The organism is Caballeronia choica (assembly GCF_001544535.1).
GTDB lineage: Bacteria > Pseudomonadota > Gammaproteobacteria > Burkholderiales > Burkholderiaceae > Caballeronia > Caballeronia choica.
In genome coordinates, this window is the sequence record NZ_FCON02000027.1 from 56,300 (window position 1) to 82,373 (window position 26,074).

General features: G+C 61.0%; 21 protein-coding genes and 4 pseudogenes. 10 read left to right on the plus strand and 15 right to left on the minus strand.

The window, feature by feature from the left end:
- Positions 1-262 precede the first annotated feature (262 nt).
- From AWB68_RS14735 to AWB68_RS14745, 3 genes are all read right to left on the minus strand, one after another.
- Positions 263-1,123, minus strand: coding sequence for an SHOCT domain-containing protein (locus AWB68_RS14735; protein ID WP_087645093.1), 861 nt, complete (start codon positions 1,121-1,123; stop codon positions 263-265).
- Between the two features lie 153 nt (positions 1,124-1,276).
- The gene (locus tag AWB68_RS14740; RefSeq protein ID WP_087645094.1) at positions 1,277-1,684 is read right to left on the minus strand and encodes a response regulator; all 408 of its coding nucleotides are present in this window, start codon (positions 1,682-1,684) and stop codon (positions 1,277-1,279) included.
- Between the two features lie 276 nt (positions 1,685-1,960).
- Entirely contained in the window at positions 1,961-2,455 is a 495-nt protein-coding gene (locus tag AWB68_RS14745) for an SLATT domain-containing protein (RefSeq protein ID WP_087645095.1), read from the minus strand.
- Positions 2,456-3,059: 604 nt separating this feature from the next.
- Between AWB68_RS14745 and AWB68_RS14750 the strand changes: the two genes are divergently transcribed.
- The gene (locus tag AWB68_RS14750) at positions 3,060-4,745 is read left to right on the plus strand and encodes a peroxidase family protein (protein WP_125482938.1); all 1,686 of its coding nucleotides are present in this window, start codon (positions 3,060-3,062) and stop codon (positions 4,743-4,745) included.
- A 471-nt stretch (positions 4,746-5,216) separates the two neighbouring features.
- Positions 5,217-5,879: a VOC family protein gene (locus AWB68_RS14755; RefSeq protein ID WP_087645097.1), complete on the plus strand. Its 663-nt coding sequence runs from the start codon at positions 5,217-5,219 to the stop codon at positions 5,877-5,879.
- A gap of 246 nt (positions 5,880-6,125) precedes the next feature.
- On the opposite strand, the gene AWB68_RS14760 is transcribed toward AWB68_RS14755, so the two are convergent.
- From AWB68_RS14760 to AWB68_RS51085, 7 genes and pseudogenes are all read right to left on the minus strand, one after another.
- Positions 6,126-7,058, minus strand: a complete 933-nt coding sequence (locus tag AWB68_RS14760; protein WP_087645098.1) for an SMP-30/gluconolactonase/LRE family protein — start codon at positions 7,056-7,058, stop codon at positions 6,126-6,128.
- Between the two features lie 276 nt (positions 7,059-7,334).
- A complete protein-coding gene (locus AWB68_RS14765) occupies positions 7,335-8,003 on the minus strand; it encodes a trimeric intracellular cation channel family protein (RefSeq protein WP_087645099.1) in 669 nt (222 codons plus the stop codon).
- Positions 8,004-8,274: 271 nt separating this feature from the next.
- Positions 8,275-10,040: pseudogene (lpdA, locus tag AWB68_RS51400) on the minus strand (dihydrolipoyl dehydrogenase).
- 9 nt (positions 10,041-10,049) lie between these two features.
- A pseudogene (aceF, locus tag AWB68_RS14775) lies at positions 10,050-11,517 on the minus strand (dihydrolipoyllysine-residue acetyltransferase).
- A complete protein-coding gene (locus tag AWB68_RS14780; protein ID WP_235028337.1) occupies positions 11,505-11,867 on the minus strand; it encodes a pyruvate dehydrogenase E1 component-related protein in 363 nt (120 codons plus the stop codon). The pseudogene aceF and the gene AWB68_RS14780 overlap by 13 nt, the downstream one beginning before the upstream one ends.
- A 177-nt stretch (positions 11,868-12,044) precedes the next feature.
- Entirely contained in the window at positions 12,045-12,578 is a 534-nt protein-coding gene (locus AWB68_RS51080) for a substrate binding domain-containing protein (protein WP_327382560.1), read from the minus strand.
- Between the two features lie 265 nt (positions 12,579-12,843).
- Positions 12,844-12,969 (minus strand): annotated as a pseudogene (locus tag AWB68_RS51085) (LysR family transcriptional regulator); the annotation flags it as partial.
- Positions 12,970-13,137: 168 nt separating this feature from the next.
- On the opposite strand from AWB68_RS51085, the gene gcl reads away from it, so the two are divergent.
- Together gcl and AWB68_RS14795 are read left to right on the plus strand one after the other, a co-directional pair.
- Positions 13,138-14,916 (plus strand): glyoxylate carboligase, encoded by a 1,779-nt coding sequence (gene gcl, locus AWB68_RS14790; RefSeq protein WP_087645113.1) that lies wholly within the window; start codon positions 13,138-13,140, stop codon positions 14,914-14,916.
- Between the two features lie 134 nt (positions 14,917-15,050).
- Positions 15,051-15,233, plus strand: a pseudogene (locus AWB68_RS14795) (hydroxypyruvate isomerase); the annotation flags it as partial.
- 222 nt (positions 15,234-15,455) lie between these two features.
- On the opposite strand, the gene AWB68_RS14800 reads toward AWB68_RS14795, so the two are convergent.
- The 5 genes from AWB68_RS14800 to AWB68_RS51405 all read right to left on the minus strand — a co-directional run bounded on the left by AWB68_RS14800 (position 15,456) and on the right by AWB68_RS51405 (position 21,262).
- On the minus strand, positions 15,456-16,532 hold the full coding sequence (locus AWB68_RS14800) for a hypothetical protein (protein ID WP_087645100.1): 1,077 nt from the start codon (positions 16,530-16,532) through the stop codon (positions 15,456-15,458).
- A 49-nt stretch (positions 16,533-16,581) separates the two neighbouring features.
- The gene (locus tag AWB68_RS14805; protein ID WP_087645101.1) at positions 16,582-17,835 is read right to left on the minus strand and encodes an LssY C-terminal domain-containing protein; all 1,254 of its coding nucleotides are present in this window, start codon (positions 17,833-17,835) and stop codon (positions 16,582-16,584) included.
- Positions 17,832-19,130 (minus strand): LssY C-terminal domain-containing protein, encoded by a 1,299-nt coding sequence (locus AWB68_RS14810; RefSeq protein WP_087645102.1) that lies wholly within the window; start codon positions 19,128-19,130, stop codon positions 17,832-17,834. The genes AWB68_RS14805 and AWB68_RS14810 overlap by 4 nt, the downstream gene beginning before the upstream one ends.
- A gap of 200 nt (positions 19,131-19,330) precedes the next feature.
- On the minus strand, positions 19,331-19,918 hold the full coding sequence (locus AWB68_RS14815; protein ID WP_087645103.1) for a hypothetical protein: 588 nt from the start codon (positions 19,916-19,918) through the stop codon (positions 19,331-19,333).
- Positions 19,919-20,998: 1,080 nt separating this feature from the next.
- Positions 20,999-21,262, minus strand: a complete 264-nt coding sequence (locus AWB68_RS51405; protein ID WP_125482939.1) for a hypothetical protein — start codon at positions 21,260-21,262, stop codon at positions 20,999-21,001.
- Positions 21,263-21,437: 175 nt separating this feature from the next.
- Here AWB68_RS51405 and AWB68_RS51090 point away from each other — a divergent pair, with 175 nt between their 5' ends.
- The 6 genes from AWB68_RS51090 to AWB68_RS14850 form a co-directional block, all read left to right on the plus strand.
- Positions 21,438-22,037 carry an acid shock protein gene (locus AWB68_RS51090; RefSeq protein ID WP_327382565.1) on the plus strand — a complete coding sequence of 200 codons (600 nt, stop codon included), beginning with the start codon at positions 21,438-21,440 and terminating at the stop codon, positions 22,035-22,037.
- A 410-nt stretch (positions 22,038-22,447) separates the two neighbouring features.
- Positions 22,448-22,795, plus strand: a complete 348-nt coding sequence (locus tag AWB68_RS49415) for a hypothetical protein (protein WP_087645105.1) — start codon at positions 22,448-22,450, stop codon at positions 22,793-22,795.
- Between the two features lie 103 nt (positions 22,796-22,898).
- Complete coding sequence (locus AWB68_RS14835) at positions 22,899-23,468, plus strand: BPSL1445 family SYLF domain-containing lipoprotein (protein ID WP_087645115.1); 570 nt, start codon at positions 22,899-22,901, stop codon at positions 23,466-23,468.
- 84 nt (positions 23,469-23,552) lie between these two features.
- Positions 23,553-24,140, plus strand: coding sequence for a hypothetical protein (locus AWB68_RS14840; RefSeq protein ID WP_087645106.1), 588 nt, complete (start codon positions 23,553-23,555; stop codon positions 24,138-24,140).
- Positions 24,141-24,182: 42 nt separating this feature from the next.
- Entirely contained in the window at positions 24,183-25,298 is a 1,116-nt protein-coding gene (locus AWB68_RS14845; protein WP_087645107.1) for an AI-2E family transporter, read from the plus strand.
- A gap of 18 nt (positions 25,299-25,316) precedes the next feature.
- Positions 25,317-26,074 (plus strand): TolC family protein (locus AWB68_RS14850; protein ID WP_160110017.1); only part of this gene is annotated, 758 nt, incomplete at its 3' end.

A 26,074-nucleotide genomic window follows, 5' to 3' on the forward strand; every position in this document is an offset into this window, starting at 1 on the left:
GCGCGATTGTCCTCAGGCGCCTCGCGCCTGAGCGACGCAAATGCGCAAGCCAACGCGCCGTCGTTCATTGATGGCGCATCAGGTACACAAGGCACTTGTGTCGACAAGTGATGGCGAGCCGTCAGCCGGCTCGATCTGGAGGAGGTCGACCTGCTTCTTCCTTATTAAACGACGTCTGAAAATGGCTGTACGTGCGGAAGACATCGTTCAGAACAGTGAAGTCAGCGGCCGTGTGACGGGGTTGGCCGAAGTGGGCGGAGCTTCATAAACGACTCAGCAGTTCCGCCTTCTTTGCGGCGAACTCCTCATCGCTGAGAATCCCCTTTGCGTGCAGTTGCGCGAGCTTCTCTATGGTGGCGAACACGTCTGCCTCGCGGACGAGCGACTGAGTGCTGACGGGCTGCTCCTCCACGGGCGGCGACGCTTGCTGCGGAACCCCACCGACCGACACAACCGGAAGACTGGCGATAGCAACCAGGCCGTGCTGGCTCGCAAAGGTGAGGGATGCGTCGCGGGATTGCTGCTGCGAGAACCCACTGATCTGATGATCGAGCGTGTCGTAAACCGTCACTGTGCGATTCACTTCGATGGCTAGCCGCCGGGCCTGTGCGAAGAAGGCATAGCGGACGTCGTTCTGCGCGCCGGTGCTGTTGGGCCACCCCAGATCTTCGGGCCACCAGTCGCCAGAGCTGCCGCGAGCGGCCGGAACAAACAGGCTCACCGGTCCCACGGGTCCGGCTGCATCTTGCTGCTGGTTGCTGTAACCAGCGCCCTGTTGGTGTTGCACGCCACTGCCGTTGCCTTGGCGCTGAAAACCCTGGCTCTGCGACTGGAAGCTGCCGCTGCGAATGAGGTCCGGCTGGTTTGCGATCAGGCGCGAAAGCTCGGAACAGAGCCCCTGAACCCGGCCCTTCAGGTAGTCGTTGAACATGTCGGAGACCATGGTCATTCCCCCAAGCATCCACTGACCGGAGCCACCAAATTCGGGGTGCGAGAACTGGGCCATACTGCCGTTGCCGCGAATCACGGATTCCAGCATGCTCATCACGGCATCCGTGCTGAACCCGTGCCGCTGGGCGGCTTCTTCGATCAATTGCTGGCCGGCGGGGGTGAGATTTCGCATGTTGATTCACTCATGGTTTATTCCGGCATCGGGTTTTATAGACGCGCAGCGTCGCCCGCATTATCCAATCCCACATTACCTGATTCGCGACCCTCGGTGAATCGCATATTTTTGAAAACCAGCAATCGGGAAACCGCGGTCGCACTCGACATTTCAAGGTGAACTGGGAATGGCAAGTTCACTTGCAGGCAGTTGCCGGTCGAGACCGGCCGCCACTCGCCATTCTTCAAGCACTGACTCAAGCAACTCGAACGTGATGGGCTTTCGCACATAGCCATCGAACGATGGAAAATCGTGATCGCTCAAATCGGCGCGACCGGTCACGGCGATCATATACGCGTCCTGCGATGGACCTTCCATTCGCAGCCCGTTGCAGACGTGCCGGCCGTCGCCGTCGGGCAGTTCAACGTCGGCCAGGATCACGTCGAATGGGCGGCTGCTCGCAAGCTTCCTGGCGGACTCGCAGTCGTGTGCAACGGTTGCTTCGTGGCCCATCCGAAGCAGGAGCGCCGCTATTCCGCTGGCGAAATCGTCATCGTCGTCCAACACCAGGATCTGCATAACGGCTCCCGACCGGCTGTTGCCCGAGCGTCTACACCGCTCGCCCAAGACGAGAAGCAAGGATGATGCCAACCGCGCACCGTCTTGTCGTGGCCCACGCGACGGTCGCCGGCAGTCCGTGAGGAACGCATCGCGGCTGTATCATCTTCACATCGGGGACGAATGTGCACGAGCTACGGAGCAGACAGCGGTCTGCTCTGACGTCTTCGGCCCCATTCCGGTGCCGGATGTCGACTACGAGCACCGCACCTTACTCATGTCGGAATCGTGAGAAGGTTAATGGCCTGCGTCCATCAGGTCTTCTTGCGCCCGCCGGAAGACTGCGAACGGCACATTTGGCACGTCCTCGGCGATGCGATCCAATTCGTCGCGAACCGACCTCAGATAGTGGCCGTCACGCGCGTCAGCGTCTCCAGCGTAGATCGCCTCGAGCTTGCGTCGAACTGCGCCATATCGCGCGCCGGCCGCGCGATGTTGCTCGGCGCGCTCCGCGTAACGCAAAAAGGTTTGCAGCGCGGCGAGCACGGCGGCCACGACGCTTGTCATGCCGACGATCAGCCTCAGCGCAGACGACACGGCTGTCGTCACCAGCGAGAGAAAGGCGGACGTTCCGATCAGCGAGGTGATTCCAATGACCGACACCCCCAACCAACGGCCACGTCGGTTCAACCGGTCAGCCATGTCGTAGTGGCTCGCCTGCGACTCGCGCGCGCGTCGAATCCACTTCAATAGCAATTCTTCTTCGTCGATGGGTGGGTCGTAGACAGTCAATTGCTTCTTACCTCGGTTCTGAAGATGCTCGTTTGGCCATGCCGTTCAATCAAAGTTGCGGCTCGCGACGGCGATTCAAGGTTGAGCGGTAGCCGCCGGACAAATGGACCCATCAGCAAATCGATGGCAGTAAGAGTTTCGGTCCGCGCAGATGGACTGTTCCCTAACGCACACTTTGAGTCGGTAAGATTGTATTGTGTTTTTGCATCGCGGAAGCTTTCCAGTAGTTTTTGCCTTGGCCCCTAAAGCCTCCCCTTTTGTCTGAGCCTATCGAGAGGAGCGAATTAATTGTCTAAAGTAAAAAGGTTTCGATCAATTAAGTCTCTTCGACCATAATTCACGGTAATTTTAATAAATAAACTCGACCATTTACCTTTCAGATTTCGGCCTTCTATTGTCATAGTCAAATCAAATCAAGGAACTCGATCGGTATATTGTTTCTTGTTGAACTTTATCTGCTTCGCCTTCATCTTGGGCTGCGATTCAACCCCGCCGCCTTCACGAATCCATTGTCCACATCAGGTGTGATTTCGCACTTGGTGCGGGTGCGCGTGAGACCGTAGCTCCGATCCCTACCAATACAAAACTCTTGAGGAGAATTCGTTTGCGAACCAATAATCGCTTGGCTACGGTTTATTTAGTCATACTAATTACAATCGTGGAAATGCCATTACAGGCCCTGGCTGATCGTCATGCATCTCCCGCGGTCCCGCCAATTACGCTTTTGAAGGCGTTCCGGCCGATCGGAGGTGCAGGGAACAATCTCGACCACCCCGACTTCAACGCCACGCCCGGCAGCCCCGAGCTCAGCCTGGCACCGTTGAACTTCGCATCGGGCGGGGCCAACGCCCTCGTAGACGGCCCCAATCCCCGGACCATCTCAAGCGTTATCACCGGCGGGACGGGCGCGAAAGGGCAAGACGGCCAGGTTGCCGATCCGGCGGCCTCCGCGTGGCTCTATGTGTGGGGGCAGTTCGTCGACCACGATCTCGGTCTCGAAGCCACGCCGCTCACCACGGCGGCGATCAACATCACGGTCCCTGCGAACGATCCCGACGTGAGCGCCGGCACCGTCATAGCGATGACGCGCGCGCGGCGCAATCCGGCGACCAATACGATCATCAACACTTCCGCCGGCTATCTCGATCTGTCGCAGCTTTATGGTTCGACCCAGAAAGTGGCCGACAGCTTGCGCAATGCCGACGGCACCATGCAAGCATCGCAGGATGGAAAGTCGCTGGCCATCGTCGGCGGCGTCTTCGTGTCTGGCGATCCGCGTGTGATGGAGAACCCCGAACTCACCGCCACCACCACGCTTTTCATGCGCGAGCACAATAACTGGGTGGGCCAGCTCAAAACCCAGCACCCCGACTGGACCGGCGACCAGCTTTACAACATGGCGCGGGCGATTACCACCGCCGAGTACGAGAACATCGTGTACGCCGAATATCTGCCCGTTTTGATCGGCCACGCACTCGGAAGCTATCAAGGGTACGACTCGTCCCAAAGCGCACAGGTCTCGCAGGAATTCAGCACCGCCGCGTTTCGTGTCGGCCACACGCAGATCTCGGATACGCAAGAGGGAGTCGACAACTCAGGCGTCACCACCTTTAGCCAACCATTGTCGCAGGCGTTCTTCAATTCGCCCGCGCAGGACATCGCGAACGGTGTCGATCCGCTTCTGCGCTCGTTCAGCCTGGATTTCGCGCAGGCAACCGACGTGTACGTGGTCGCGACGCTACGCAACTTGCTTGCGGCCAGCCTGGTCGGCGGCGGCGTCGATTTGATCGATCTGATCGCCATCGACGTCCAGCGCGAACGTGACGTGGGACTTGGCAGCTTGAACCAGACGCGCGCGGCACTGAATCTTGCACCGTACAATTCATTCGCTGCGCTGACAAGCGACCCAGTGCTGCAAAAGAACCTGAAAGCCGTGTACGGGAGCATCGATCAGGTGGACTTGTTCATTGGAGGGCTTGCGGAAGCGCACGCATCGAGCGGGGTCACCGGCCCCACGTTTCAGAAGATCATCAGCAGGCAATTTTCAGCGTTGCGCGCTGGCGACCGCTTTTTCTGGCTCAACCAGGGGTTCGATTCTGCGACGACCAGCATGATCGAGAGCACAACGTTGGCGGACATCATCGTGCGCAACACCGACACAACCGCCTTGCCGCAACATGTCTTCTTGCAGGGCGCGGCGGTGGTGCCGGACTCGCATAGCAAGCGACAAACTCCGGTTGCTCGCGGGATGAGACCCGACGCTGCGTCCGCGGTGAACCCGGCGCGTTGAACCCAAGCAAGTTCTGTGAGAATGTCCCGTACCGGGGCATTCTCTCGCGCGCGTTTGGATTGGCGACTCTTTTGGGCCGATGTGTCCCGATACAACCGGATGGGTCCGATGGCTGGCGAGTTTCGGTGAACGCCTGATACAGATCCCGATCAGATGGAGCGCGAGCCGGCGCATTGACCGGCTCTTGCCGCGCGGCGGCTATTTCGCATCCGCATGTAAATTTGTTGACGAGCGTGGACGCCGCTCAGACACTTTGCTTGAGGAACAGCGATCGGCGGCTAACAGTCTCGTACGACGATTTGGTCAGACTAAACGCAGGCATCACGTTCAAATCGGAAGGGCGAGCCGCCGCAGCCCTGAACCTTCATGCGACAGCTACCGAGAGGCAATCGACTCGATTGCCTGCTTCCCTCTGTCGCTTGCTTGTTTTGCATTTGGACCCTTGGATTACCCAATCGCTAGGAGATTGACATGAACAATGAACAGGCGGGCAGTGAGGCAGCGTCGGCGACCGGAGAGGCAAGAACGGTCGACATGAAGCTCGAGGTAGTCGTCATTCCCGTGTCGGACGTCGATCGCGCGAAGCAGTTCTATTCTGGATTAGGTTGGAGGCTCGACGTTGATATCGCAACGGATGATCAGTTTCGGGTTGTACACTTCACGCCTCCGGGCTCGCATTGCTCGGTCCTGTTCGGCAAGGGCGTCACGACAGAAGATCCAGGCTCCGTGCAGGGACTGCATCTCATTGTGTCCGACCTGGAAGCAGCGCGCGCAGCGCTTGTCGAGCGCGGCGTCGATGTGAGCGAGATCTTCCACGACGTCGGTGGCGTATTCCATCACGCTGGTGAAGATGGACGCGTAAGCGGCCCGCATCCAGCGCGGAATAGCTATGGTTCTTTCGCTTCCTTCAGCGATCCAGACGGAAACGGCTGGGTCTTCCAGGAGGTGACCGCGCGGCTCCCTGGAAGAGTGGATACGCACGACACGACATTCACTTCATCGACGGAGCTTGCGAGTGCGCTTCGCCGTGCTGCCGCCGCGCACGGCGAGCACGAGAAGCAAACCGGCAAGCACGATGAAAACTGGCCCGACTGGTATGCGGAGTTCATCGTTCATGAGCAGGCCGGTGGGTAATTGCCGACATGAGCATGCGCGGTCGAATACGAAGCGCGCTTGAATACGCCAGCGCGGTGGTCGGGATAGAGCGGGCTTATAAAAGCGGCGTTGGATCGTCGAGGAGGTCGTGACGTGCATCGCGCTCGTCGCGAGGCGCTTCGGCGTGTGTATCACCACCGACTTGGCGGCGGACCTGCGTGTACCGGCCGCTGTCGACACGCCAGACTGCCCTGATACGTCCCGGGCAGTCCGGGCCGATCCGACTCAGATGTCAGCGTAGTCGATGCCGGTCAGCACGCCCAGATGTGCAACCGTGGTGAAATGCGACTCTTGCTTCGTATCGATGTCCAGTTCGCGCACGTTGCCGCCCAGATCGGTGACAAAGGCGCGACGCCCCTGCGAGTCCAGCGACACGCCAATCCCCTCTTGCAGTTCGCGGGCGAGCACCTGGCGGTCAACCAATCCGGATTCGGTGATCCTTGCGCGATTCAGTGTATTGCCATCATGCGTATCGTCGCCACGATCCGTCCAGTAAAGCATGGCGTCGCGATGATCGATATCGAGATCGATCGGTTCGGGAAGATCGGCCAGCAGACATTCGATATCCGGACGCCGATCGGGTGTCGCACCAGATGGCAACTCAAGGCCCGCCCTGAAGATGCGGCCCTCTCCGGCATCCGGCGGTCCCTTTTGCGTCCAGTAGACATGTCCGTTTGCCTTGTCCAATACGATGCCTACGCAATGGCGGGTCGCGTCGGCCGTATCCTCGGGGAAATTCCCGGTGCGGACGAGTTCCGTCACCTCCGAACCGTCCAGCCGCGCGCGCATGACTCGCATGCCTTCGCGATCGCACCAATACAGGTGACCGCCTTCCTTGTCCAGCACGAGTTCCTTGGGCGTTCCGGCCATACCGGCAGGCACCAGCACGCGATGCCCGCTTCCGTCGAGCTTCGCGCTTTCGATCGTGCCGTCGTTCGGGGGAACCGCGCCGGAAGCCGGATCGCCGTCGACCAGATGGATGCCGGTTCCCATGTTGGTCCAGTAGACCATCTGGCCTTCAGCATCGACCTTGATGCCGTCTGGCGTGCGCGTAAGGTTCGCGAGAACGACCTCGTGTGAGCCGTCCGGTGACAGAGCGATGATCGCCGGTGGACGTGCCTGCAGGACATACAGCGTACCGCCATTCTTCGTAGCCACAATAAGTACCCTCCGTCAGGTCGCGATAACCGTCGTCGTACTGGTGGAGTCGATCCATAGCCGCCGCTCCTTGACCGCTGCCGACAGAGTACCTTAGGTTGCGTGAGAATGCCGTGAACGTAGATTGCTTCGAGGGAGGTGGATCATCGCTTGGTCGTCGACCTGAAGCCAGCCCCTTTTCACGCTTCAACGGCAGCCGACCGAATACGGTTGCGACTTGGACGGGTATGGCGGGCACAACGAAAATTCCTGAACCTTCGAATGGGGACCGGGCGCCTAATGCTCCTTGCCTGACGATTTCGAGCGCCGTATGCGCGGCGTCAAATCGATGGGAGTCGGCGCGTTCCATCCATAGCGCAGGGCAGCCATTCGTATTGAGAAGCCGACAGCGATGGTGACCCAGGCCGCCAAGGCCTCTGTAAGGTGCGCGCCTACCACCAGGACGACGTAGGAGGCGCTCGCTATGCCTGCGGCAATGGCATAGATCGGACCGGGAAGCACTAGTTGCGGCCGGTCGCCGGCGAGAATATCGCGCAACACCCAACCGCCGATTGCGTTCACGGTTCCGATCAGAATCGCCCCCAGCGGGCCGAGCCCGGCATGGACGCCTTTGGTTGCACCCAGAACCGCAAAGAACCCAATGGAAAGCGCATCGAAAACTACCAGCAGAGGATGAACCCATCTGATGGCTGTCGAGAAGAAAAATCCCGTTGTCGCGCAGATCAGGACCGCGAGCAGGAACTCGACATCGGTGAGGATCACGGAGGGGCCGCTTTGCAGCAGCACGTCGCGCATGATGCTGCCGCTGACCCCCGTGCTGAACGCCAGACAGAAGACGCCGCTGAGACCGAACCGACGCTCGACTGTGAACAATGCTCCGCTTAGCGCGCCGACCGCAGTCGCGCTTACGCTGATCGCTGAAGGTCCGCTCGCAAGATCGATCATCGCCGGGCACTTCCGGAGGCGGCATCGACTACGGCAACCGCAGGCATGTCTACGATCCGCCGAACTGTGGCGGAGGGCGTCATGATATGAACCGAGCGGGCTTGCGCTATCGCGGGTAAGTGCGCAAGCGCGAGGTTCCGCTGCGTGGCCGTTGCCGATGTGGGTATCGCTGCAATCTTGCCTCGTGTCGGAAGGCAATGGTATTCGAGTGCCGCATCGCGCAGATTTTCTGACATGTCCGTGCCCTCTGGGTGGTTGGTTTCCCGGTACGCTATTTCTTCTTTGCGGGCGGTAGATCCGTGCAGACTCCCTCGAATAGCTCCGCTGCCATGCCGATGGATTCGCCGAGCGTGGGATGCGGATGGATCGTCTTGCCGATGTCGGTCGGCTCGCACCCCATCTCGACTGCGAGACACACTTCGCTGATCAGGTCCCCCGCGTGCGTACCGACGATGCCGCCGCCGATGCAGCGATGGGTCGTCTCATCGAACAGGAGCTTGGTGAATCCCTCGTCGCGGCCGTTCGCGATGGCGCGTCCGCTCGCGGCCCAGGGGAACACGGCCTTGCCATACTTGATGCCTTCGGCCTTTGTTCTTCGGTCTTGCCCGCCCACGCCACTTCCGGGTCCGTGTAGGCCACCGACGGAATCTGCCGCGCGTCGAAGAAGCTCTTCTGGCCGGCCGCAACTTCCGCGGCGACATGCGCTTCGTGGACAGCCTTATGCGCGAGCATCGGCTGGCCGACGATATCGCCGATCGTGAAGATATGCGCGACATTCGTGCGCATCTGGTTATCGACGGGAATGAAGCCGCGATCGCTTACAGCCACGCCAGCGTTTTCCGCGCCGATCTTCTTGCCGTTCGGACTCCGCCCGACGGCCACGAGAACCAGGTCATAACACTGCGGCTCATTGGGGGCCTTCTCGTCGTCAAAGCTCACCTCGATGCCTTGCGGCGTTGCCTTGGCACCCACCGTCCTGGTCTTCAACATCACGCTGTCGAAGCGCGGCGCGTTCATCTTCTCCCACACCTTGACGAGATCGCGGTCCGCGCCCGCCATAATGCCGTCGAGCATTTCGACCACGTCGATGCGCGTGCCGAGCGTGGCATAGACGGTTGCCATCTCGAGGCCGATGATGCCGCCTCCAATCACTAGCATGCGCTTCGGGATCGATTGCAGCGCGAGTGCGCCGGACCAATCCACGACACGTGGATCTTCGGGCATGAACGGTAGAGCGACAGCCTGGCTACCGGCCGCGATGATCGCCTTCTGGAAGCGCACGACCTTCCGGGCGCCGGTCTTGTCCTGAGCGCTACCTTCGGTCAACTCCACTTCGAGATGGTGCGAGTCGAGGAAGCGCCCGCTACCGCGCACCACGTCGACCTTGCGCGCCTTGGCCATGCCGGCGAGGCCGCCGGTCAGCTTCTTGACGACACCCTCCTTGAAGCCGCGCAACTTGTCGATGTCGATCTCCGGCGCTCCAAACGAGATGCCGTGATGGGCGATCGCTTTCGCTTCATCGATCACCGACGCCGTGTGCAAAAGCGCTTTCGAAGGAATGCACCCGACATTCAGGCACACGCCGCCGAGCGTCGCATAGCGCTCGACCAGCACGGTTTTCATGCCCAGATCGGCGGAGCGGAACGCGGCTGAGTAACCGCCCGGCCCGGCGCCCAGCACCAGCATCTCGCACTCCACGTCGACCGGGCCGGCATAGGAGCCGGCTGGCACTGCTGCCGGGGCCGATACAGGCGCGACAGCATCAGCCGGCGGGGCGACCGGTGCGGCGCCCTCGACACCAGTCGTCAACGTGAGAAGCAAGCTTCCCTCGCTCACCGTGTCGCCTACGCTGACCTTGAGTTCGACGACGGTACCCGCGAGTGGCGCCGGCACCTCCATCGTGGCCTTGTCCGACTCCAGCATCACAAGCGGGTCTTCGGCCTTGATCTGGTCACCGGCCTTCACCAGTATCTCGATGACCGGCACGTCCTTGAAATCGCCGATATCGGGAACCTTCACTTCGATCGGGTTTGTCATTGTTTCCCCTTAGACCAGGACGCGCCGCAGATCGGCGAGCAGGTTGGCAAAATGGACGTTGAAGCGCGCCGCCGCGGCGCCGTCGATGACCCGGTGATCCCAGGACAGCGACAACGGCAGCGTGAGCCGCCACGCCGATTGCCTGCCGTCGGGGGAGACCTGCTTCCAGTAGGACTTGCACACGCCCATGATCGCCACTTCGGGCGCGTTGATGATCGGCGTGAAGTACGTGCCGCCGATGCCGCCCAGCGACGAGATCGTGAAGGTGCCGCCCTGCATCTGGTCCGGCTTCAGCTTGCCTTCGCGGGCGAGCTTCGCGAGTTCACCCATTTCCTTGCCGATCTCGACGACGCCTTTCTTGTCGACGTCACGGATCACCGGCACCACCAGCCCGTTGGGCGTGTCGGCGGCGAAGCCGATGTGGTAGTACTGCTTCAAGATCAGGTTGTCGCCATCCAGCGATGCGTTGAACTCGGGGAATTTCTTCAACGTGAACGCGGCTGCCTTGATCATGAAGGCGAGCATCGAGAGCTTGACACCGGCCTTCTCGTTTTCCTTGTTCAACTGCACGCGGAAGGCTTCGAGGTCGGTGATGTCGGCGTCATCGTGGGTGGTGACGTGCGGGATCATCACCCAGTTGCGATGCAGATTGGCGGCCGAGATCTTCTTGATGCGCGCGAGCGGCCGGCTTTCGATCGCGCCGAATTTCGTGAAGTCGACCTTGGGCCAAGGCAGAAGGTCGAGTCCGGCGCCGCTCGTCGGGGCCGCTACGGCCGGCGACGGGGCTGGCGCACCGCGCTTCGCATAGGCTTCGACGTCGCGGCTGAGGATACGGCCTTTGTCGCCGCTGCCGGGCACCTTGCCCAGGTCCACGCTGAGATCGCGCGCCAGCTTGCGCACGGCCGGCCCGGCATAGGCAAGTCGAAACGCTGATTCGTCGATGGCACCAGCGGGTGGGGTTGCCGCCGCGGAGGGCGCAGGCGCCGCAGTCGCTTGCGCCGCGACGGGCGCGCTACTCGCTGCCGCAGGCGCATCGCCCGTGGCGAGCGTCAGGATGACGGCCCCCTGCGATACGCTGTCGCCGACCTTGACCTTGATCTCCCGGACCACTCCGCCAAGCGGGGCGGGCACTTCCATCGTCGCCTTGTCGGATTCGAGCGTGATCAGCGGATCTTCAGCCTTGACGGTGTCGCCCGGTTTGACCAGCACTTCGATCACCGGCACGTCGGTGAAATCGCCGATATCCGGCACGCGCACCTCGGCGACGCCCGCAGGCGCGCTCACCGCCGCCGGCATCGGCACTTTCCAGCAACAGGATCAGCACACCCTGCGAGACGTTGTCGCCTACCTTGATCTTCAGTTCCTTGACAATGCCCGCCTCGGGCGACGGCACTTCCATCGTGGCCTTGTCGGATTCGATCGTGATCAGCGGATCCTCGACCTTGATGGTATCGCCCGGCTGAATCAGGACTTCGATGACCGGTACAGAAGGGCGGAAGACTGAAAGCTGGCGATGTGACCGCCCAGCTCGGACGACTCCTTGTTCGCGCGCAGGATGATCGCGACGGCATTCCAGCGGATGGCCGAGCGGATCCGGTGTTCGATGGCGCGGTCCCCGGGCGACTTGGCTTCGCGATCGGCAGGAATCGTGTTGCAGTAGGCCGTGGTCAGGGCGGGTGGAACGTAGTCCCCCATGCGACGCGCGCCCTCCACGAGTCGCGTCAACAGATAGTTCGCCCGTTCGGCTCCGCAGTGCTGCTGGACGGCCCGCAAGGCGTCGAGCCAGTCGGTCGTTTCGAGAGGGTCCTTGTCGGGCATCGCTTCCATGAATAGCTCGCTCCTTTGCGCTGGTCAGATGAAGAGCGCTCTCCGATTCAAGCGAGCGCTGTAACTGTTCATATCGATGCGTCGTGTAACTACGGTATCCTATCTATCTTTATTGATTTCCGGATGTACCTGTTCATTGCCGGAACAAAGATGGCGCTGAACGACGACTATCGTTTGCTACTGATTTCTCTGATCGAATGACGACTTCAGCCACCAGTCGTCTTCAAACTTTTCCTTCAGGAACTGGATCAAGGCGGTGACCTTGGTCGGAACGAGCTTGGGCGACGGATAGACGGCATGGATCTCCTGATCCGGCAGCACATGGTCGGACATGATCGGGCGCAGGTTGCCGGATGTGATCGCTTCGGCGGCAACGTAGTGGGGGACGATGGTGATGCCCATGTCCGCACGGGCTGCGGTCGCGAGAGACGAGAGGTTGTTGGATCTCAGGCGTCCGTTCAGATATACCGACACGCGCTCTCCCAATGGCGTGCGCATGCGCCAGTAGTCATCTTCCTGCACACTGCTATAAATAAGGCAAGCATGACGCGCCAGATCTTCGTGTGTCTTCGGTTCTCCGTGCAGTGACAAATAGGCGGGCGACGCGACCATGACCCAAGGATTCAAACCCAGGTAGCGACCGCCAAGCGACGAGTCCGCGAGCGCGCCGAGGCGGATCGCGACGTCTATACCCAGTGCGACCAGATCCACGTACCGGTCGTCGTTTCACGTCCACGTGGAGGTCGGGATGCGCGCGCATGAATTCGACCAGCAAGGGCGCCACGATGCGCCTGCCGAACGTAAGGGAGGTTCCCACACGTATCAACCCTTCTACATGCGCGCGGCGTCCGAGCACGATCGCCTGCGCCTCGTCATAGTCGTGCACGATGCCTTTACATTTCTCGAAGTACTGTGCGCCAATCTCGGTGAGGCTGACTGCTCTTGGATTTCGATTGAGCAGTCTTGCCTTGAGCCGGCTCTCGAACGAATTGATGTGCTTCGTCACGGTTGGCTGGCTCAGTGTGAGGTCTCGCGCTGCGCGCGAAAAGCTGCCGGTCTCAACGACTCGTATGAAGATCTGCAATTCCGTGAGCCGGTCCATGTATCCCCTCCGATTGGGCCGTATTTAATCAAAGGTTTTCGTTCTTGTGACGGGCTGTTTTGATTCTAAAATCGAATAGCTGTTATGCCATTTCGTCACATTGTGGAAGCGCGCGACCGACCTTAACATCGGCACACGCTCCAACCAACCACGCCGGAGATGACCACGATGACGCGTATGACTGCTGTAGACGCTGCCGTATTGGTGATGGAGAAGGAAGGCATCACGCATGCCTTCGGAATTCCGGGCGCCGCCATCAATCCCTTGTACGCAGCGATGAGGCGCCGCGGCAGCATCACGCACACGCTGGCGCGTCACGTAGAAGGCGCGTCGCACATGGCCGAAGGGTATACCCGCGCCGAGGCCGGCAATATCGGGGTGTGTATCGGGACATCCGGCCCGGCAGGCACCGACATGATCACGGGTCTTTACTCTGCGCAGGCCGACTCGATCCCCATCCTCTGCATTACCGGCCAGGCACCGCGGGCCCGTTTGTACAAGGAGGATTTCCAGGCGGTCGACATCGAGTCGATCTCCAAGCAGGTGACCAAGTGGTCGGTCACGGTGCGCGAACCGGCGCTGGTGCCGCGCGTCTTTCAGCAGGCTTTCCACCTGATGCGCTCCGGGCGCCCGGGGCCGGTGCTGATCGACCTGCCTTTCGACGTGCAGATGGGCGAGATGGAGTTCGATATCGAGACTTACGAACCGCTGCCGGTCCACAAGCCGCGCGCCACCCGTGCGCAAATCGAAAGAGCGCTCGAGATACTCAACGAATCCGAGCGGCCGTTGATCGTGGCGGGCGGCGGCATTGTCAACGCGAACGCTTCGGCGTTGCTGGTCGAGTTTGCCGAGGCGACCGGCGTGCCGGTCATCCCGACGCTGATGGGCTGGGGCACCATTCCCGACGACCATCCTCAGATGGTGGGCATGGTCGGTTTGCAGACCTCGCATCGCTATGGCAACGCAACGCTGCTTGCGTCCGACTTCGTGCTGGGCGTCGGCAACCGTTGGGCCAACCGTCATACGGGCGGCGTCGAAACGTATACGGCGGGGCGAAAGTTCGTGCACGTCGATATCGAGCCTACGCAGATCGGGCGCGTGTTCTGCCCCGATCTGGGCATCGTTTCGGATGCGGGTGCCGCCCTCGAGTTGTTCGTCGAGGTTGCAAGGGAGTGGAAAGCCGCGGGCAAGCTCAAGGATCGCGGCGCGTGGCTCGAAGCGTGCCGCGAACGCAAGCGCACGCTGCTGCGCAAGACGCACTTCGACCAGGTGCCGGTCAAGCCGCAGCGTGTCTATGAAGAGATGAACAAGGTGTTCGGCAAAGAGACTTGCTATGTCAGCACCATCGGTCTCTCGCAGATTGCCGCCGCGCAATTCCTGCACGTCTACAAGCCGCGCCACTGGATCAACTGCGGTCAGGCCGGTCCGCTCGGCTGGACCATTCCCGCGGCGCTCGGGGTGTGCGTGGCCGACCCGTCACGTCAGGTGGTCGCGCTGTCGGGTGACTATGATTTCCAGTTCATGATCGAAGAACTGGCGGTGGGTGCCCAGTTCAAGCTGCCCTACATTCATGTGCTGGTGAACAACTCGTATCTGGGCCTGATCCGCCAGTCGCAGCGCGGCTTCAAGATGGACTACTGCGTGCAGTTGTCGTTCGAAAACGCGAACGCGCCGGAGCTTGGCGAATACGGCGTCGATCACGTGGCCGTCGTGGAAGGCCTGGGCTGCAAGGCGCTTCGCGTGTTCAAGCCGGAAGAGATTCTGCCGGCGTTCGAGCAAGCGCAGAAGTGGCTGAAGGAATTCAGCGTGCCGGTGGTCGTGGAAGTCATCCTGGAGCGCGTCACCAACATCGCGATGGGCACGGAGATCGACAACATCACCGAGTTCGAAGACCTGGCCCAGGACCCGGCTGCCGACGCGCCCACTGCCACTTCATTGCTTGACTGACACTTGGTAATGGCGTCGGTCCCGTAGCGAGAAGATCGGGGCGTCAGCTCACACGGCCGTCGGGAGTTGAAGCGCGCATTTGCGCTTCGGCTTCTGACATTTCGTATCACTAATCGTATTCATGGGATATTGCCATGCCAAAGTTCGCGGCCAACCTTACGATGCTCTACAACGAGGTTGAGTTCCTGGACCGGTTCGGAGCCGCGGCGCGCGCCGGCTTCAAGGGCGTCGAGTACCTGTTTCCGTATCAGTATCCGAAGGAACAACTGGCCGAGACGCTTGAAAGACACGCTTGTCGCCGGCTACCATGCGGGAATGCGTATCGTCGACGATGTCTACGTTGCCGATGCAACACAGGAATGACCGGCGTGGCAAATGCCCCCTGCGAGAATGTGCGTGACGCTCCGCTGCCGGAAGAGATAAGCCCGGCATAGGCGAGGGCGGGGCTCGGCGCTTCTTTAGTCTGGAGTCCGCGATTGCTTTAGCGTGGCGACGCCCTGCGAACTTCTCGCAATGCCGGTATCGCGCGCTTGTGCCGTTCACTTTCCGGAGGTCGTCAGATCCTCCTCCACAAAGCGCAGCACCGCTTCCGTCAGCGCCTCACGGGGGTAAGCGTTTTGCGTGACGAACAGCGAGCCGATCATGCCGTGTGTTCGGGCAATCGGCACGGCGAGTGCCCAGTGATCCGCGTTGACGTAGCCGAGGAGTGTGCTCCCGGGCACGACCTGATCGTAGAAGATCACCTGACTGTCGTTGCGTGCATCGATGCGCGCGAGTTTCTCGTAGCTCGACTTGAGTATCGAGGAAATGCGCTCCGGTTCCGGGAACGTCACGAGTGAGTAGTAGTGCAGCCCGGACGGAAGCGGGTTTTGCGCCATCCACGCCCTGCGGGTTGCGGGTCGCAGACTTTGCACGGCGCCCCCGTCTCCCGAAGTGCAGGTCGCACCCGGAAAGTATCGCAGCATGTCTGCCTGGAATTGCTCGGCGTCGTTCGCAAGCGGCGATCCACCGATCGCTCCGGCCGCGCTCACGACCGCTGCCACGCGGCTACGGATCTCAGGATACGCGACCAGCGCCTCCAGGATGTCCGGGGCACCCTTCGAGTAGCCGATCAGCACGAGTTGCGGCGCTTGCGCCGGCAGCGGCATGGCCAAAACCGCGTCGCGAATCTGGCGTGCATTGTTCGCCGAACCCGACAACCCGTCGACGTCAAGCATGATCGCGTCGAACCCGAATTGCTGCAGGTGCTTCACTACGGTACCGGGCGAATTCAGCCACGGCTTGAAACAGTCGTATCCGACGCCCGGCACCACGACCGCGACCAGATGCCGCCTGGACTGCCCCAGATCGACAGGCATGCCGGTGCCGGCGGGCTCGACACCAACGCGTGTCAGCGCGTCCTCGCAAGGACGGTAATCGGCAAGCGCGGGGCCGCGCGCGTCCAGCACCGCGCAGTAGATCTCGCGGAACCGCGCCCGTTTGTCCTGTACGCCCGCCTGGGATGCCGCAACGAGCGCAAGCGGCGGCGTGTCCGCGGAGTAGGGGACGAGCGGTTTCGTTGCACATGCAACGAGCGCGAGACAGGTCGCGACGGCGGCGATTCTGATTCCGTGCATTGGACGATCCGGTCGCGCCACGATACCGCCGTGCAATCCGGCGACGGGATTACTTGGCTGCATCGCCATTCTCCTCGTGGGCGGCGGGTTCGCGCTGTTCGAGGTAAGGGACCCAGTTCAAAATTTCGACGTTGGTAAAGCTCAGCGGCCGGGTTGCAAAGAACATGACTGCGCGCAATCCGTCGGTTTGGTAAGGGGCACCGTTCAGCGTCGTGCGGGGATGTGCCTGCGGCGCCGCAGTGACGCCGTTCACGAATCCGAGCTTGTCCAGGCCGCCCGAGTACATCATGTCCTGAACCAGGAAATTCCTTGCCTCGTCGACATCCCTTTGCAATATGTCGCCAGTAGCGCCGCCCCGCGCAAAGCGGCCCCCAACGGGCCGTCCGACCTGGGCGACATACACGAGAGCGCCGTTGAAGCGAATGGGCGTGAGCCACGCACGTATCGAGGTCGCCGGCGCGCCTGCTTGTGCCTCCTTGCGCACGACGACGTCCGGCTTGCGCCCGAAGACCCACTGATCGAGATCACTTTCGCGCAGGTTGCGGCGAAAGCTGCGTCGCACCAGCGCCGCCCCTATGTCCCCAAGACTGCCGACGACAACGACGTTCAACGGATCCGCGCTGGTCTTCTCGTGCTGATCGGTGGCGCAACACGGCAGCCGTTCGAGCGCGCCACGCAGCGACGCGAGGTCATGATAGTCGGCGATCTTCGAATCGGGATACTGGAACAGCGTCAGTGCGATGCGATTGTCGGGGACATCATCCGGCACGGGCACGAACAGGGAAAAGGGGACCAGCGTCTTGCTCCCGAACAGATCGATATTGACGAGCTTGGGGTCTCGATCCGGGTTGGTGAACACTATCCCCGCGTGGGTTTCACCCGCCGGAATCGGGCTCTTGAATCCGAGCTTGTTGAAGTGATTGTCGATGCTCGCATTTGTCGCACCGCCGAGCAGCGTATGCATGGACCACGCGACTTCGAGCGGCGAGAAGTAGTCGGGATCGGTTCCTGATTGCAGCAGCCAAAGCGGTTGCGACGTCCGGTTCTGAACTTCGATCCATACCGGCTGTACGTTGGTCTTGTTGATGTCGGCGCCGAACATGCGCTCGCTGTCCGCGGATGACAGCACGGCTGCACTCACGTGCACGTCCTGTTTGGTTGCACTTATCGCCCGCTCGCGCAGCGGCGCATCGTCGATGTTCGTTGGAACTGTCCATGTCGCGCAGCCGGCGAAAACGAGAAGGAGAACAACGCTGGCGGTCGCATTTCTCAGTGCACGAGGCGACCATCGCAGCGCGCTCATTGCTTCCGTCCTGCAGGCGGGTTGCTGCTGCTGTTTGACTTCGTGCTCATCGCCCACGGCAGGATTTCGATCTCTGAAAGCGAGGTGGGATGGCGATCGAATACGAGTACCTGGCGATACCCGTCGGTGTAGTACGGATCGGTGGTGAGATTTTCACTCGGTGCGCTTTGCATGGCCGGGCCGACTCCCTTCACGAATCCAAGCTTGGTGAGATTCTGGGAATAGGCCATATCCTCCGCTAGTGCCCTGCGCGCCTCGTCCACGTCCGGGTCGATCTTGTGCGTAGTGAGCGTGGGTGAGTGAATCGTGAGACGAGTGCCGATATCGCGGCTTATCTGGCCCACCCACACGGCCTTGCCCTGATAGCGCATGGGGCTTAGCCAGAGTCGCAGATGATTGCGCTGGTGAACGGTGTCACGCGCTTTCTGTAACGCGAGGTCCTGCGCTCGACCAAACAGATAAAGATCGCTGACTGGCGCATTGACATAACGATCGCCAGAGAGCGCGGAAGTCGCCATTCTCATGATCGCGCCTGACCACTTTTGCTCGGTCGGGCTCCAGCCGCGGCGCACCAGTGCGGGAAAGGCATCGTCGAGGCCTCCCACGACGATCAGGTTGAGCGGATCTCCGTTCTTCGAACCGTCCTTGTTCGTTGCACAGCATGGAAGGGCTTCGAGAGCGAGGCGAAACGCGTCGTCATCCGTATAGTTCACGATTTTTTCGGGCGGATAGATCTCGCGCCGAAAGACTTCGCTTACGTAGTAGTCGGCATAGAAGCCCGGCACGACTATCAGGATGGAGAACGTCCTTGCGTTTGCGCTCGCCACGAGGTCCAGCTGGACGAGCTTGGCGCCCTCGTTGAGGTGCGTCAGCACGAATCCCGATTTGGTCTGGCCGGGCAGGATGGGGTTCTGGAAGGCAAGCCGGCGAAAGCGCCGGTCGAGTTCGTCCTTTCCGCCGGGCGATTCGTCGTTCTCAAACGCCTCGGCCGCTTCTGAAGCAGGGAAGAAATTTGGGTCAAGGCCCGGCGACATCAGGAAGTAGCTCAGCGTCTCGTGGTTCGAGACCTCGACCCAGACGGGTTGCATCGCCTTCTTTGCGAGCGGCGCGCCGTAAACCTCAGCGCTTTCTTCAGCCGAAAGCACGGCCGCCGATACCCGCAGCCCGCCTTCGGTGCGTGTCACGGCGCGGTCCTTGTAGGGGGGGCCGCCGGCAGGCGGCGGCGTTGAGGCGCAACCGGACCAGACGAAGGCGACGACAACTGCAACCAGCAGTCGATGCACCATGCCGTTCATCGCGTAACCTCATTGCCGCAAGGGCGGGCGCCAAAGATCTTTGTGATGCGTCCTTCACGGGTATCAGAGAAATTATAGCGCGCGAGTTCGCTTGTGCAGTTGCTGGAGTGCCAGAGCGGCTCGCCATTCGGCGTCGGAGAGAGGCGAGCAACGCGTACTGTTCGCGCTGTCGCCGTCGTCTCCCGCGCGCATGCGTCGAGTCACTTCTTTGCCGCAGGCTCCACGCTTATCGCCAAGGCTTCTGTATAGACGGCTTCGACCTGATCGCCCTTGCGAAGGCGCTTGAGGCGCTCCGGATCCTCCACTTTCAGATCCACCGTATTGCCTTTGGGTCCCTTGAGCGTGACCGTCTTCGTCTTGTGATCCACGGCAACCACGTCCGCGATGATCGTCACGCGTCGCCCGAGCGTGCCTCCCGGCTTGGCGCCGGGAGCGGCGCGCTCCTCCGTTCCGATTTCCGTATGCGACGCTTGCCCCTTTTCCTTCATGAGGCTGAGCGTCAGTGCCTCGCTGTATGACACCGTGACGATATCGCCCAACGCAAGCTGGTCGAAGTTGCGCGCCTCGTTCGTGACCTCCAGTTCGACGACCTTGCCCTGGTGCGTCTTGAGCGTGACGGTACGGGTGGCCTTGTCGATGCCGACCACCGTCGCCGTCATCTTGGTGAGGCCCTGGACGGTGGTGTGTTCCGGTCCCTGCGTGACTTCCACGTTCGTTTGCGGCTGAGCCAGTGCGACCTGGGCAAGCAATGCAACGGTGACAATGGCGAGTACTTTCGTGGTCTTCATCTTGATTCTCCCATCAACGACGCTTCGGACCCGGAATGGGAACTTGGGCGGCTGGTACACGGTGCTTAGTGCTCAGTGCTCGACAGTTGCTGTCAAAGGTGCTGGGTAATCGCGACCAGGTCGTCGTCCGGGTACACGGCGATCGGGCCGACGAGCCTGTCGAGATCGACAGAGGACCCGCTGTCGATCTCACTACGCCAAGAGTTGCCTGGTTCGACCTGTGAGCCTCCCTAAGGCAATGCCGAATCTACTGCGACTGAATGGATATCAAAGCTGGAGTTCATGACACTCGGACTCTGCCAGTTTAGAACAGAGGCAGGCGCGTATGACAGAATTGATCGACTATGTATTACCCGGGTATGCCCACGTCGCGTTTGGCGCGCCGGCATCGAGTCGAGTCTGACCGATCGCAAGGGGCTCGTCGTCACTGCGGGGACGGTGGCGACAATGGATGTCGAAAATATGGCAGGCCGACCATGTCAAATTCGAGTCCGAGTGCGTGACACGGTCTAGTCATTCATATCGGCGATCATTGCTCATGCCCGTGCTCTCAAGCGTCTGCCTATCCAGCGCTCGTAACCACAACGTACAGTGCGTTGCGCATGTGCCGTTAAGTCGAATGCGCTGACAACTTCATCGCCCGCGCACTGAATGTGTCCTGCATTCCGGCGCTCGTTCATTTCTCCCGCGAGCAGGTCGTTGATGCGTCGAATGTCGAGGTTGCGTTGTTGGATGGCAGCAGGCCCATCCGAAGTCACGAATTGCGCGCTGCGGCAGCGTTGGCGGGTCCTATCGTCTACCCCACGCCTCGCCTCGCTGGAGGGGCGCCGCCAGTGCATCGAGAGGCTTTCCTTTTCGACGAACTCCCGCGAAGAACAAATTGCCGAACGGGGGTCTGTATTAATTGAATACAGACAATATATGTTGTATTCGTTACTGCGAGGGGCAAATCTAGAGTGCACCCTTACCGACGTTGCCCCGGCGCGAAGTCCGGCTATCATGCGCTACGACGAGCACATCCTGACGGAGGACCGTTCGGGACTGGTAGTCGACGGGACACGGTCAGTCATCCGCGCGGCGTCAGGGGTGCCAGAGCCGCACGGCGTACGCAACGATGGGTACGCTGGCGCCAACGCAACCGACGTTCGCATTTCGCATGACATGGGTCACCGGATGGGCCAGATCATCCGCGAACGCGTCGAGGACCATTTCGGCTGGGGCAAGACCATTGAAAGGATTCGGCAGACGATCTGGCGCGGCATCAGCCGTGTCGACCATGAATGCCAGGAGCGATGCAATGAGTCGAGACGGCGTGACAACGAGCAGCGTGGGTGCTTCAAGCATGTGCATCGCCCGCAAAAGCCACCCGACAAGTTGTCAGTGAATCGCGGCCCAACGTCGTGAACACTGCTTCGGGCGCCCAAAGAGGGGGCGCCTATCGACGCCTCTGGGAGGTGCGCATGTCCTGGCTCGCTGCAACGCTGCGCAATTATCCGGAGATCGCGGCTTTTCTCTCGCGATGGGCCTCGCCACCGACGCCGTCAACCACCTCGGCCTTGAGCCCGACCAGACCACGACGCTGCTCAACGCCATGCCGACCGCCTGCGCGGTCACCTGCATTTTCGGCACGATCGGCTCGGCCCTCATCCTTGCAACGCCCGGGCTCATCCTGCTGCATCCCCTGCTCGCTGCCTGCAAGGAGTATGAGGCTGACGGCGATGGCTGCTTACATAGGCTATACGTGCCGCTGCGGGATCGACGCGGCGGCGTCGCGTTTCTCCGTTCCACGATCGTAGCGGGCAGCAAATTTCGATCACAACCGTGCAGTGCATCCAACCGGAGAATAATCATGAGAAGCAAGATTGGCGTAACGGTACTCGCTGCTATTGCCCTTTCGTGGCCAGCCTGGGCGCAGAGTCAGGCGCAGCCTGCGGCGTCGACTGCCCCCAACGGCAGCAACGATCCAATCGTCCAGATGAGAATGGAGGTGGCGGCAGCAAACAAGACCTACGACAAGAAGGTCAGTGCTGCCAAGAAGGTCTACGACCACAAGAAGGCGGAAGCGGCCAAAGAGCGGGACGCTGCAATCGCAGCTGCCCATCATGGCGTCTCGGAGTGACAAACTGTCCTGGCGTCACTGACTCTGGCTCACGTTGCCTGCAGGCGACATGAACGAGATTGCTCGGCTCAGGTGAGATGACAGATGGCGCGAAGACGCTCCTTGAGAAAAATGACGCATAGTCGCGTGGCTAGTTTAATTGATTGTTGCTCCTCGTGACATTGGACCAAGGTCCTATACCTGCCGGCGTGCGCCGGGCCTATTCTTCTACGTGTTGTATTTTTGTTCCGAGACTGCCATGACAAGATCAACGGCCTGTTGACGGACATGTCCGTACGGCTGGTTTGCACTTTGCCTCCGATTTGCGCCCGCTTCGCAGGGTCTCCCAGAACCTGAATGTTTTCCGCCGCGACGTACAGATTGACTTGCCTGCGCGCTTCGAAGCGCGAAATTCAACTGGAGGTGAACAAATGAAACCGTTACCGCTTCTCGTCGTGACCCTTGCGGTGTCAGCGTGTGCAACCCAACCCATGCCGCCAAGCGCGCAACCGGTCGGAGAGAGCCAACAGCCGGTCCCCGCGGTCTCGCAATGCATTGCTCAGAAATGGGCGAACCAGTCGCAACAGCAAGTCATATCGCAGGTGATTGTGGCAAACAACCAGGCGATGGATGTCTATGTTCCGGGGCAGCAACCTCCGAATGGCGCGGCCGCTGTCGTGCGGCCGTCATGGTCGGGCAACAGCAAAACGTGGGTGGGCTTCCGCGGGGCGGGCGGGTCAGGCGGCAACACGGGTGGCGATGTTGGCGGCTGCCTCTAGGTAGTGCGTCAGTCTGGCGTTACTCAGTTGTTTCGATGGATGTGGACGGCAATCTCACATGCGTCAGACGCAAATCTGGCGCACTTCAATCGAGGAGAGTCTCATGAACCGTCGTACCTTTTTTTCGCTCACTGCTATCGCCCTCGCCAGCTCGTTGGTCGCTTGCGGCTCGACCTCGACTCCGACAGAAGCGGCCAACAAGCGCAAGGAAATCGATACCGCCGTCGATGGCGCTCTCAACAAGCTGTACAGTGCGACGCCAGGCTCGCGGGAACAGGGTAGCAAGGCCAAGGCCATTCTTGTCTTTCCGTCGGTGATCGCGGCAGGCCTCGTGGTCGGCGGCGAATATGGGGAAGGTGCTCTGCGCGTGGGCGGCACGTCCGTCGGCTATTACAAGACCAGTACCGCGTCGTTCGGCTTGCAGATCGGCGCCCAGTCCAAGGTGGTGGTCCTGATGTTCATGACCCAGGACGCGCTGGATAAGTTCAAAACGAACGACAAGGGGTGGACTGCCGGCGTGGATGGCTCGGTAGCGGTGGCGAAGACGGGCGCCAACGGTACGCTCGACACCGCGACGACGAATGCGCCGATCGTCGGTTACGTGCTGACGAACTCCGGCCTGATGGCCAATCTCAGCTTCGAAGGAACCAAGGTCAGCAAGCTCGACATCTGATGCCGGCACGGCACCGCTCGGCTATCGAGGCGTCATCGCAGCACGCGCGCAGGACATCCAGATGGTGTTTCCCAGGAGTCTGACATGAAGATCAGGATTTTCCTTGCAGCGGCCGCTGTCGCCCTGGTGGCGTGCCCGGCATTCGCCCAACCGCAGACATCGGTGGTAGTCACAAAAGGTGCAGAAAGTGCCACCGTGACCGGAACGAAAACGGTCACGGCCAAGGTCGTCGCCATTGACGCCACGACCCGGACCGTCACGCTGAAGGACAAAAAAGGCCGGGTCGTCGAGGTGCAGGTGGGCGAAGAGGCGCGGAACTTTGACCAGCTCAAGATCGGCGACGTGGTGACGACGGAATACCGGGAATCGATGTCGCTGAGTCTCACCAAAGCGAGCGGCCCGCGTTCCGCCTCGGAGCGCACGATAGAACAGCGGTCCGCGCCCGGAGCCAAGCCTGGCGGCACGATCGGTCGTGAAGTAACGATCATGGCGGATGTCGTCGCTGTGAACCCCAAGACGGAAACGGTCACGTTGAAGGGACCGCAAGGCAACACGGTGGAGGTGATCGTGCAGGACCCCGAGCAGATGAAGAACATTCGCAAGGGAGATCAGGTTCAAGTCGTGTACACGGAAGCGGTTGCGATATCCGTGACGCCCAGCACGAGCAAGTAGCGGCTCGCGAACTCCTCGAGGTGACCTGTCGGGAGACAAGTTATGCTGATCACACCGATTACCGAACGGGTGTTTTCCAGACAATTGCTCGATGTCCTGATCCGTGCGGGACTCATTGCTGTTCTGGCCATTTTCTGTTTCCGGATTTTTGTCCCGTTCCTCAACCTCATGGTCTGGGCGTTGATCCTCGCGATCACGATTTATCCGCTTCAGGTCAGACTCCAGCGCAGGTTCACCAACAAGGGTGGCCTGATCGCCACGCTGATCATACTCGTCGCGTTTGTCATCATCCTCGTGCCGACCTATCTGCTGGGCGTCGCCGTGGCCGAATCGATCGAGCATGCGAAAGCCATTTTCGATAGCGGCAGCTTTCGCGTTCCGCCGCCTTCTGACTCGGTGGCCAGTTGGCCGCTGGTGGGCCAGAAGGTATACGACCTCTGGCTGCAGGCATCGACGGACATCACAGGTCTGGCGCAGAAGTTCGCTCCGCAACTCAAGGATGCCGGTCTCGCGGTGCTCGCAACGATTAGCGGGCTCGGCGCGGGGCTGCTGCTGTTTTTCGCCGCGCTGATTGTCGCCGGCATACTCATGGCGCACGGCGAAACAGGCCACAGAAGCGCGGTGGAGATCGCCTCGCGAATCTCCGGCCCAGTGAACGGCCCGCAGATCGCCGAACTGTGCACAGCCACCATTCGCGCGGTCGCTCAGGGCGTGGTCGGCATCGCGTTCATCCAGATGCTGTTGATCGGCATCGCGTTCGTCCTCATGGGCATTCCCGGTGCGGGCCTGCTTGCGCTCGCCGTGCTGCTGCTCGGCATCATGCAGTTGCCCGCCACGCTGATCACGATTCCAGTGATTGCCTTCGTGATTGCCACGCAAGGCGTGAGCGCGATGACGGTCATCTTCTCCGTCTACGTGTTCGTCGCGGGGCTGGCCGACAATGTGCTCAAGCCGTTGCTGCTGGGCCGCGGCGTCGCCGTGCCCATGCCGGTGGTGCTGATCGGGGCGCTCGGGGGCATGGTGACGGGCGGCATCATCGGCCTGTTCATCGGTCCCGTGATGCTCTCTGTCGGCTATGAGCTGTTCTGGAGATGGGTAAGGGAGCCGGCGAAGCCGGAGCGCCTGAAAGAAGAGCAACAGGAAGAGAAACACGCCTGATGCAGCCGGGGCTGATCCATGTACCCGGTGGCACCCTGCGCGCGCCCATACTGGCTGCTGCTGGTGGTCGGCTGCATGAGCGGATGCATGCGTGTGGGTCCCGACTTTCATCCGCAGAACGAGAGCTGGGCGGAACACTGGAGCAGCGCATCGATCGAGCAGGTCACGCAGCAGGCATCTCAGCCTGACATCCGGCAATGGTGGCAGATATTCGCCGACCAGAACCTCGAGAGCCTGATCGCGCAAGCCGACGCCAACAACGGCGATGTGAAGATCGCCGGCCTGCGCGTGCTGGAGGCCCGCGCGCAACTCGGCATCGCCCTCGCGGGACGCTATCCTCAGGTACAGCAGGCCAACGCCGACCTGCTTGCCGCGGCGCAGAAGCGCTCGGATGGATTCAATCCCCGGTCGGGCGCTTACTTGCAATACGGTGCGGGTTTGAGCGTCGGATGGGAGCTCGATTTCTGGGGGCGTTTCAGCCGCGCGATCGAGTCGGCCGACGCCGCATTCTTTGCCGCGCAAGCCAACCGCGATGCCGCGCTGGTCCTGTTGCACGCGCAGGTCGCCGATACTTATTTCACGCTGCGCACGGCCGAGGCGCGACTGCGCATCGCGCGCGAGAACGCCCAGTTGCAAAAGCGTAGCTTTGAGATTGCGCAAAAGCTCTTCAAGAGTGGCGAAACCGACGAACTGGACCTTCAGCAGGCCAAGACGCAGTATCTGGGCACACTGAGCAGCATCCCCGATCTGGAAAGCCAGATCGTGCTCGCGCATCA

Excerpts from the sequence above, each read along its gene's own strand:
- AWB68_RS14815 (WP_087645103.1), bottom strand. The coding sequence starts at position 19,918 with ATGAAGACCACGAAAGTACTCGCCATTGTCACCGTTGCATTGCTTGCC.
- AWB68_RS14800 (WP_087645100.1), bottom strand. The coding sequence starts at position 16,532 with ATGCACGGAATCAGAATCGCCGCCGTCGCGACCTGTCTCGCGCTCGTT.
- AWB68_RS14740 (WP_087645094.1), bottom strand. The coding sequence starts at position 1,684 with ATGCAGATCCTGGTGTTGGACGACGATGACGATTTCGCCAGCGGAATA.
- AWB68_RS14810 (WP_087645102.1), bottom strand. The coding sequence starts at position 19,130 with ATGAACGGCATGGTGCATCGACTGCTGGTTGCAGTTGTCGTCGCCTTC.
- AWB68_RS14835 (WP_087645115.1), top strand. The coding sequence starts at position 22,899 with ATGAACCGTCGTACCTTTTTTTCGCTCACTGCTATCGCCCTCGCCAGC.
- AWB68_RS14755 (WP_087645097.1), top strand. The coding sequence starts at position 5,217 with ATGAACAATGAACAGGCGGGCAGTGAGGCAGCGTCGGCGACCGGAGAG.
- AWB68_RS51090 (WP_327382565.1), top strand. The coding sequence starts at position 21,438 with ATGGGCCTCGCCACCGACGCCGTCAACCACCTCGGCCTTGAGCCCGAC.
- AWB68_RS14845 (WP_087645107.1), top strand. The coding sequence starts at position 24,183 with ATGCTGATCACACCGATTACCGAACGGGTGTTTTCCAGACAATTGCTC.
- AWB68_RS14780 (WP_235028337.1), bottom strand. The coding sequence starts at position 11,867 with ATGGAAGCGATGCCCGACAAGGACCCTCTCGAAACGACCGACTGGCTC.
- AWB68_RS14765 (WP_087645099.1), bottom strand. The coding sequence starts at position 8,003 with ATGATCGATCTTGCGAGCGGACCTTCAGCGATCAGCGTAAGCGCGACT.
- gcl (WP_087645113.1), top strand. The coding sequence starts at position 13,138 with ATGACGCGTATGACTGCTGTAGACGCTGCCGTATTGGTGATGGAGAAG.
- AWB68_RS51405 (WP_125482939.1), bottom strand. The coding sequence starts at position 21,262 with ATGCTTGAAGCACCCACGCTGCTCGTTGTCACGCCGTCTCGACTCATT.
- AWB68_RS49415 (WP_087645105.1), top strand. The coding sequence starts at position 22,448 with ATGAAACCGTTACCGCTTCTCGTCGTGACCCTTGCGGTGTCAGCGTGT.
- AWB68_RS14735 (WP_087645093.1), bottom strand. The coding sequence starts at position 1,123 with ATGCGAAATCTCACCCCCGCCGGCCAGCAATTGATCGAAGAAGCCGCC.
- AWB68_RS14840 (WP_087645106.1), top strand. The coding sequence starts at position 23,553 with ATGAAGATCAGGATTTTCCTTGCAGCGGCCGCTGTCGCCCTGGTGGCG.
- AWB68_RS14805 (WP_087645101.1), bottom strand. The coding sequence starts at position 17,835 with ATGAGCGCGCTGCGATGGTCGCCTCGTGCACTGAGAAATGCGACCGCC.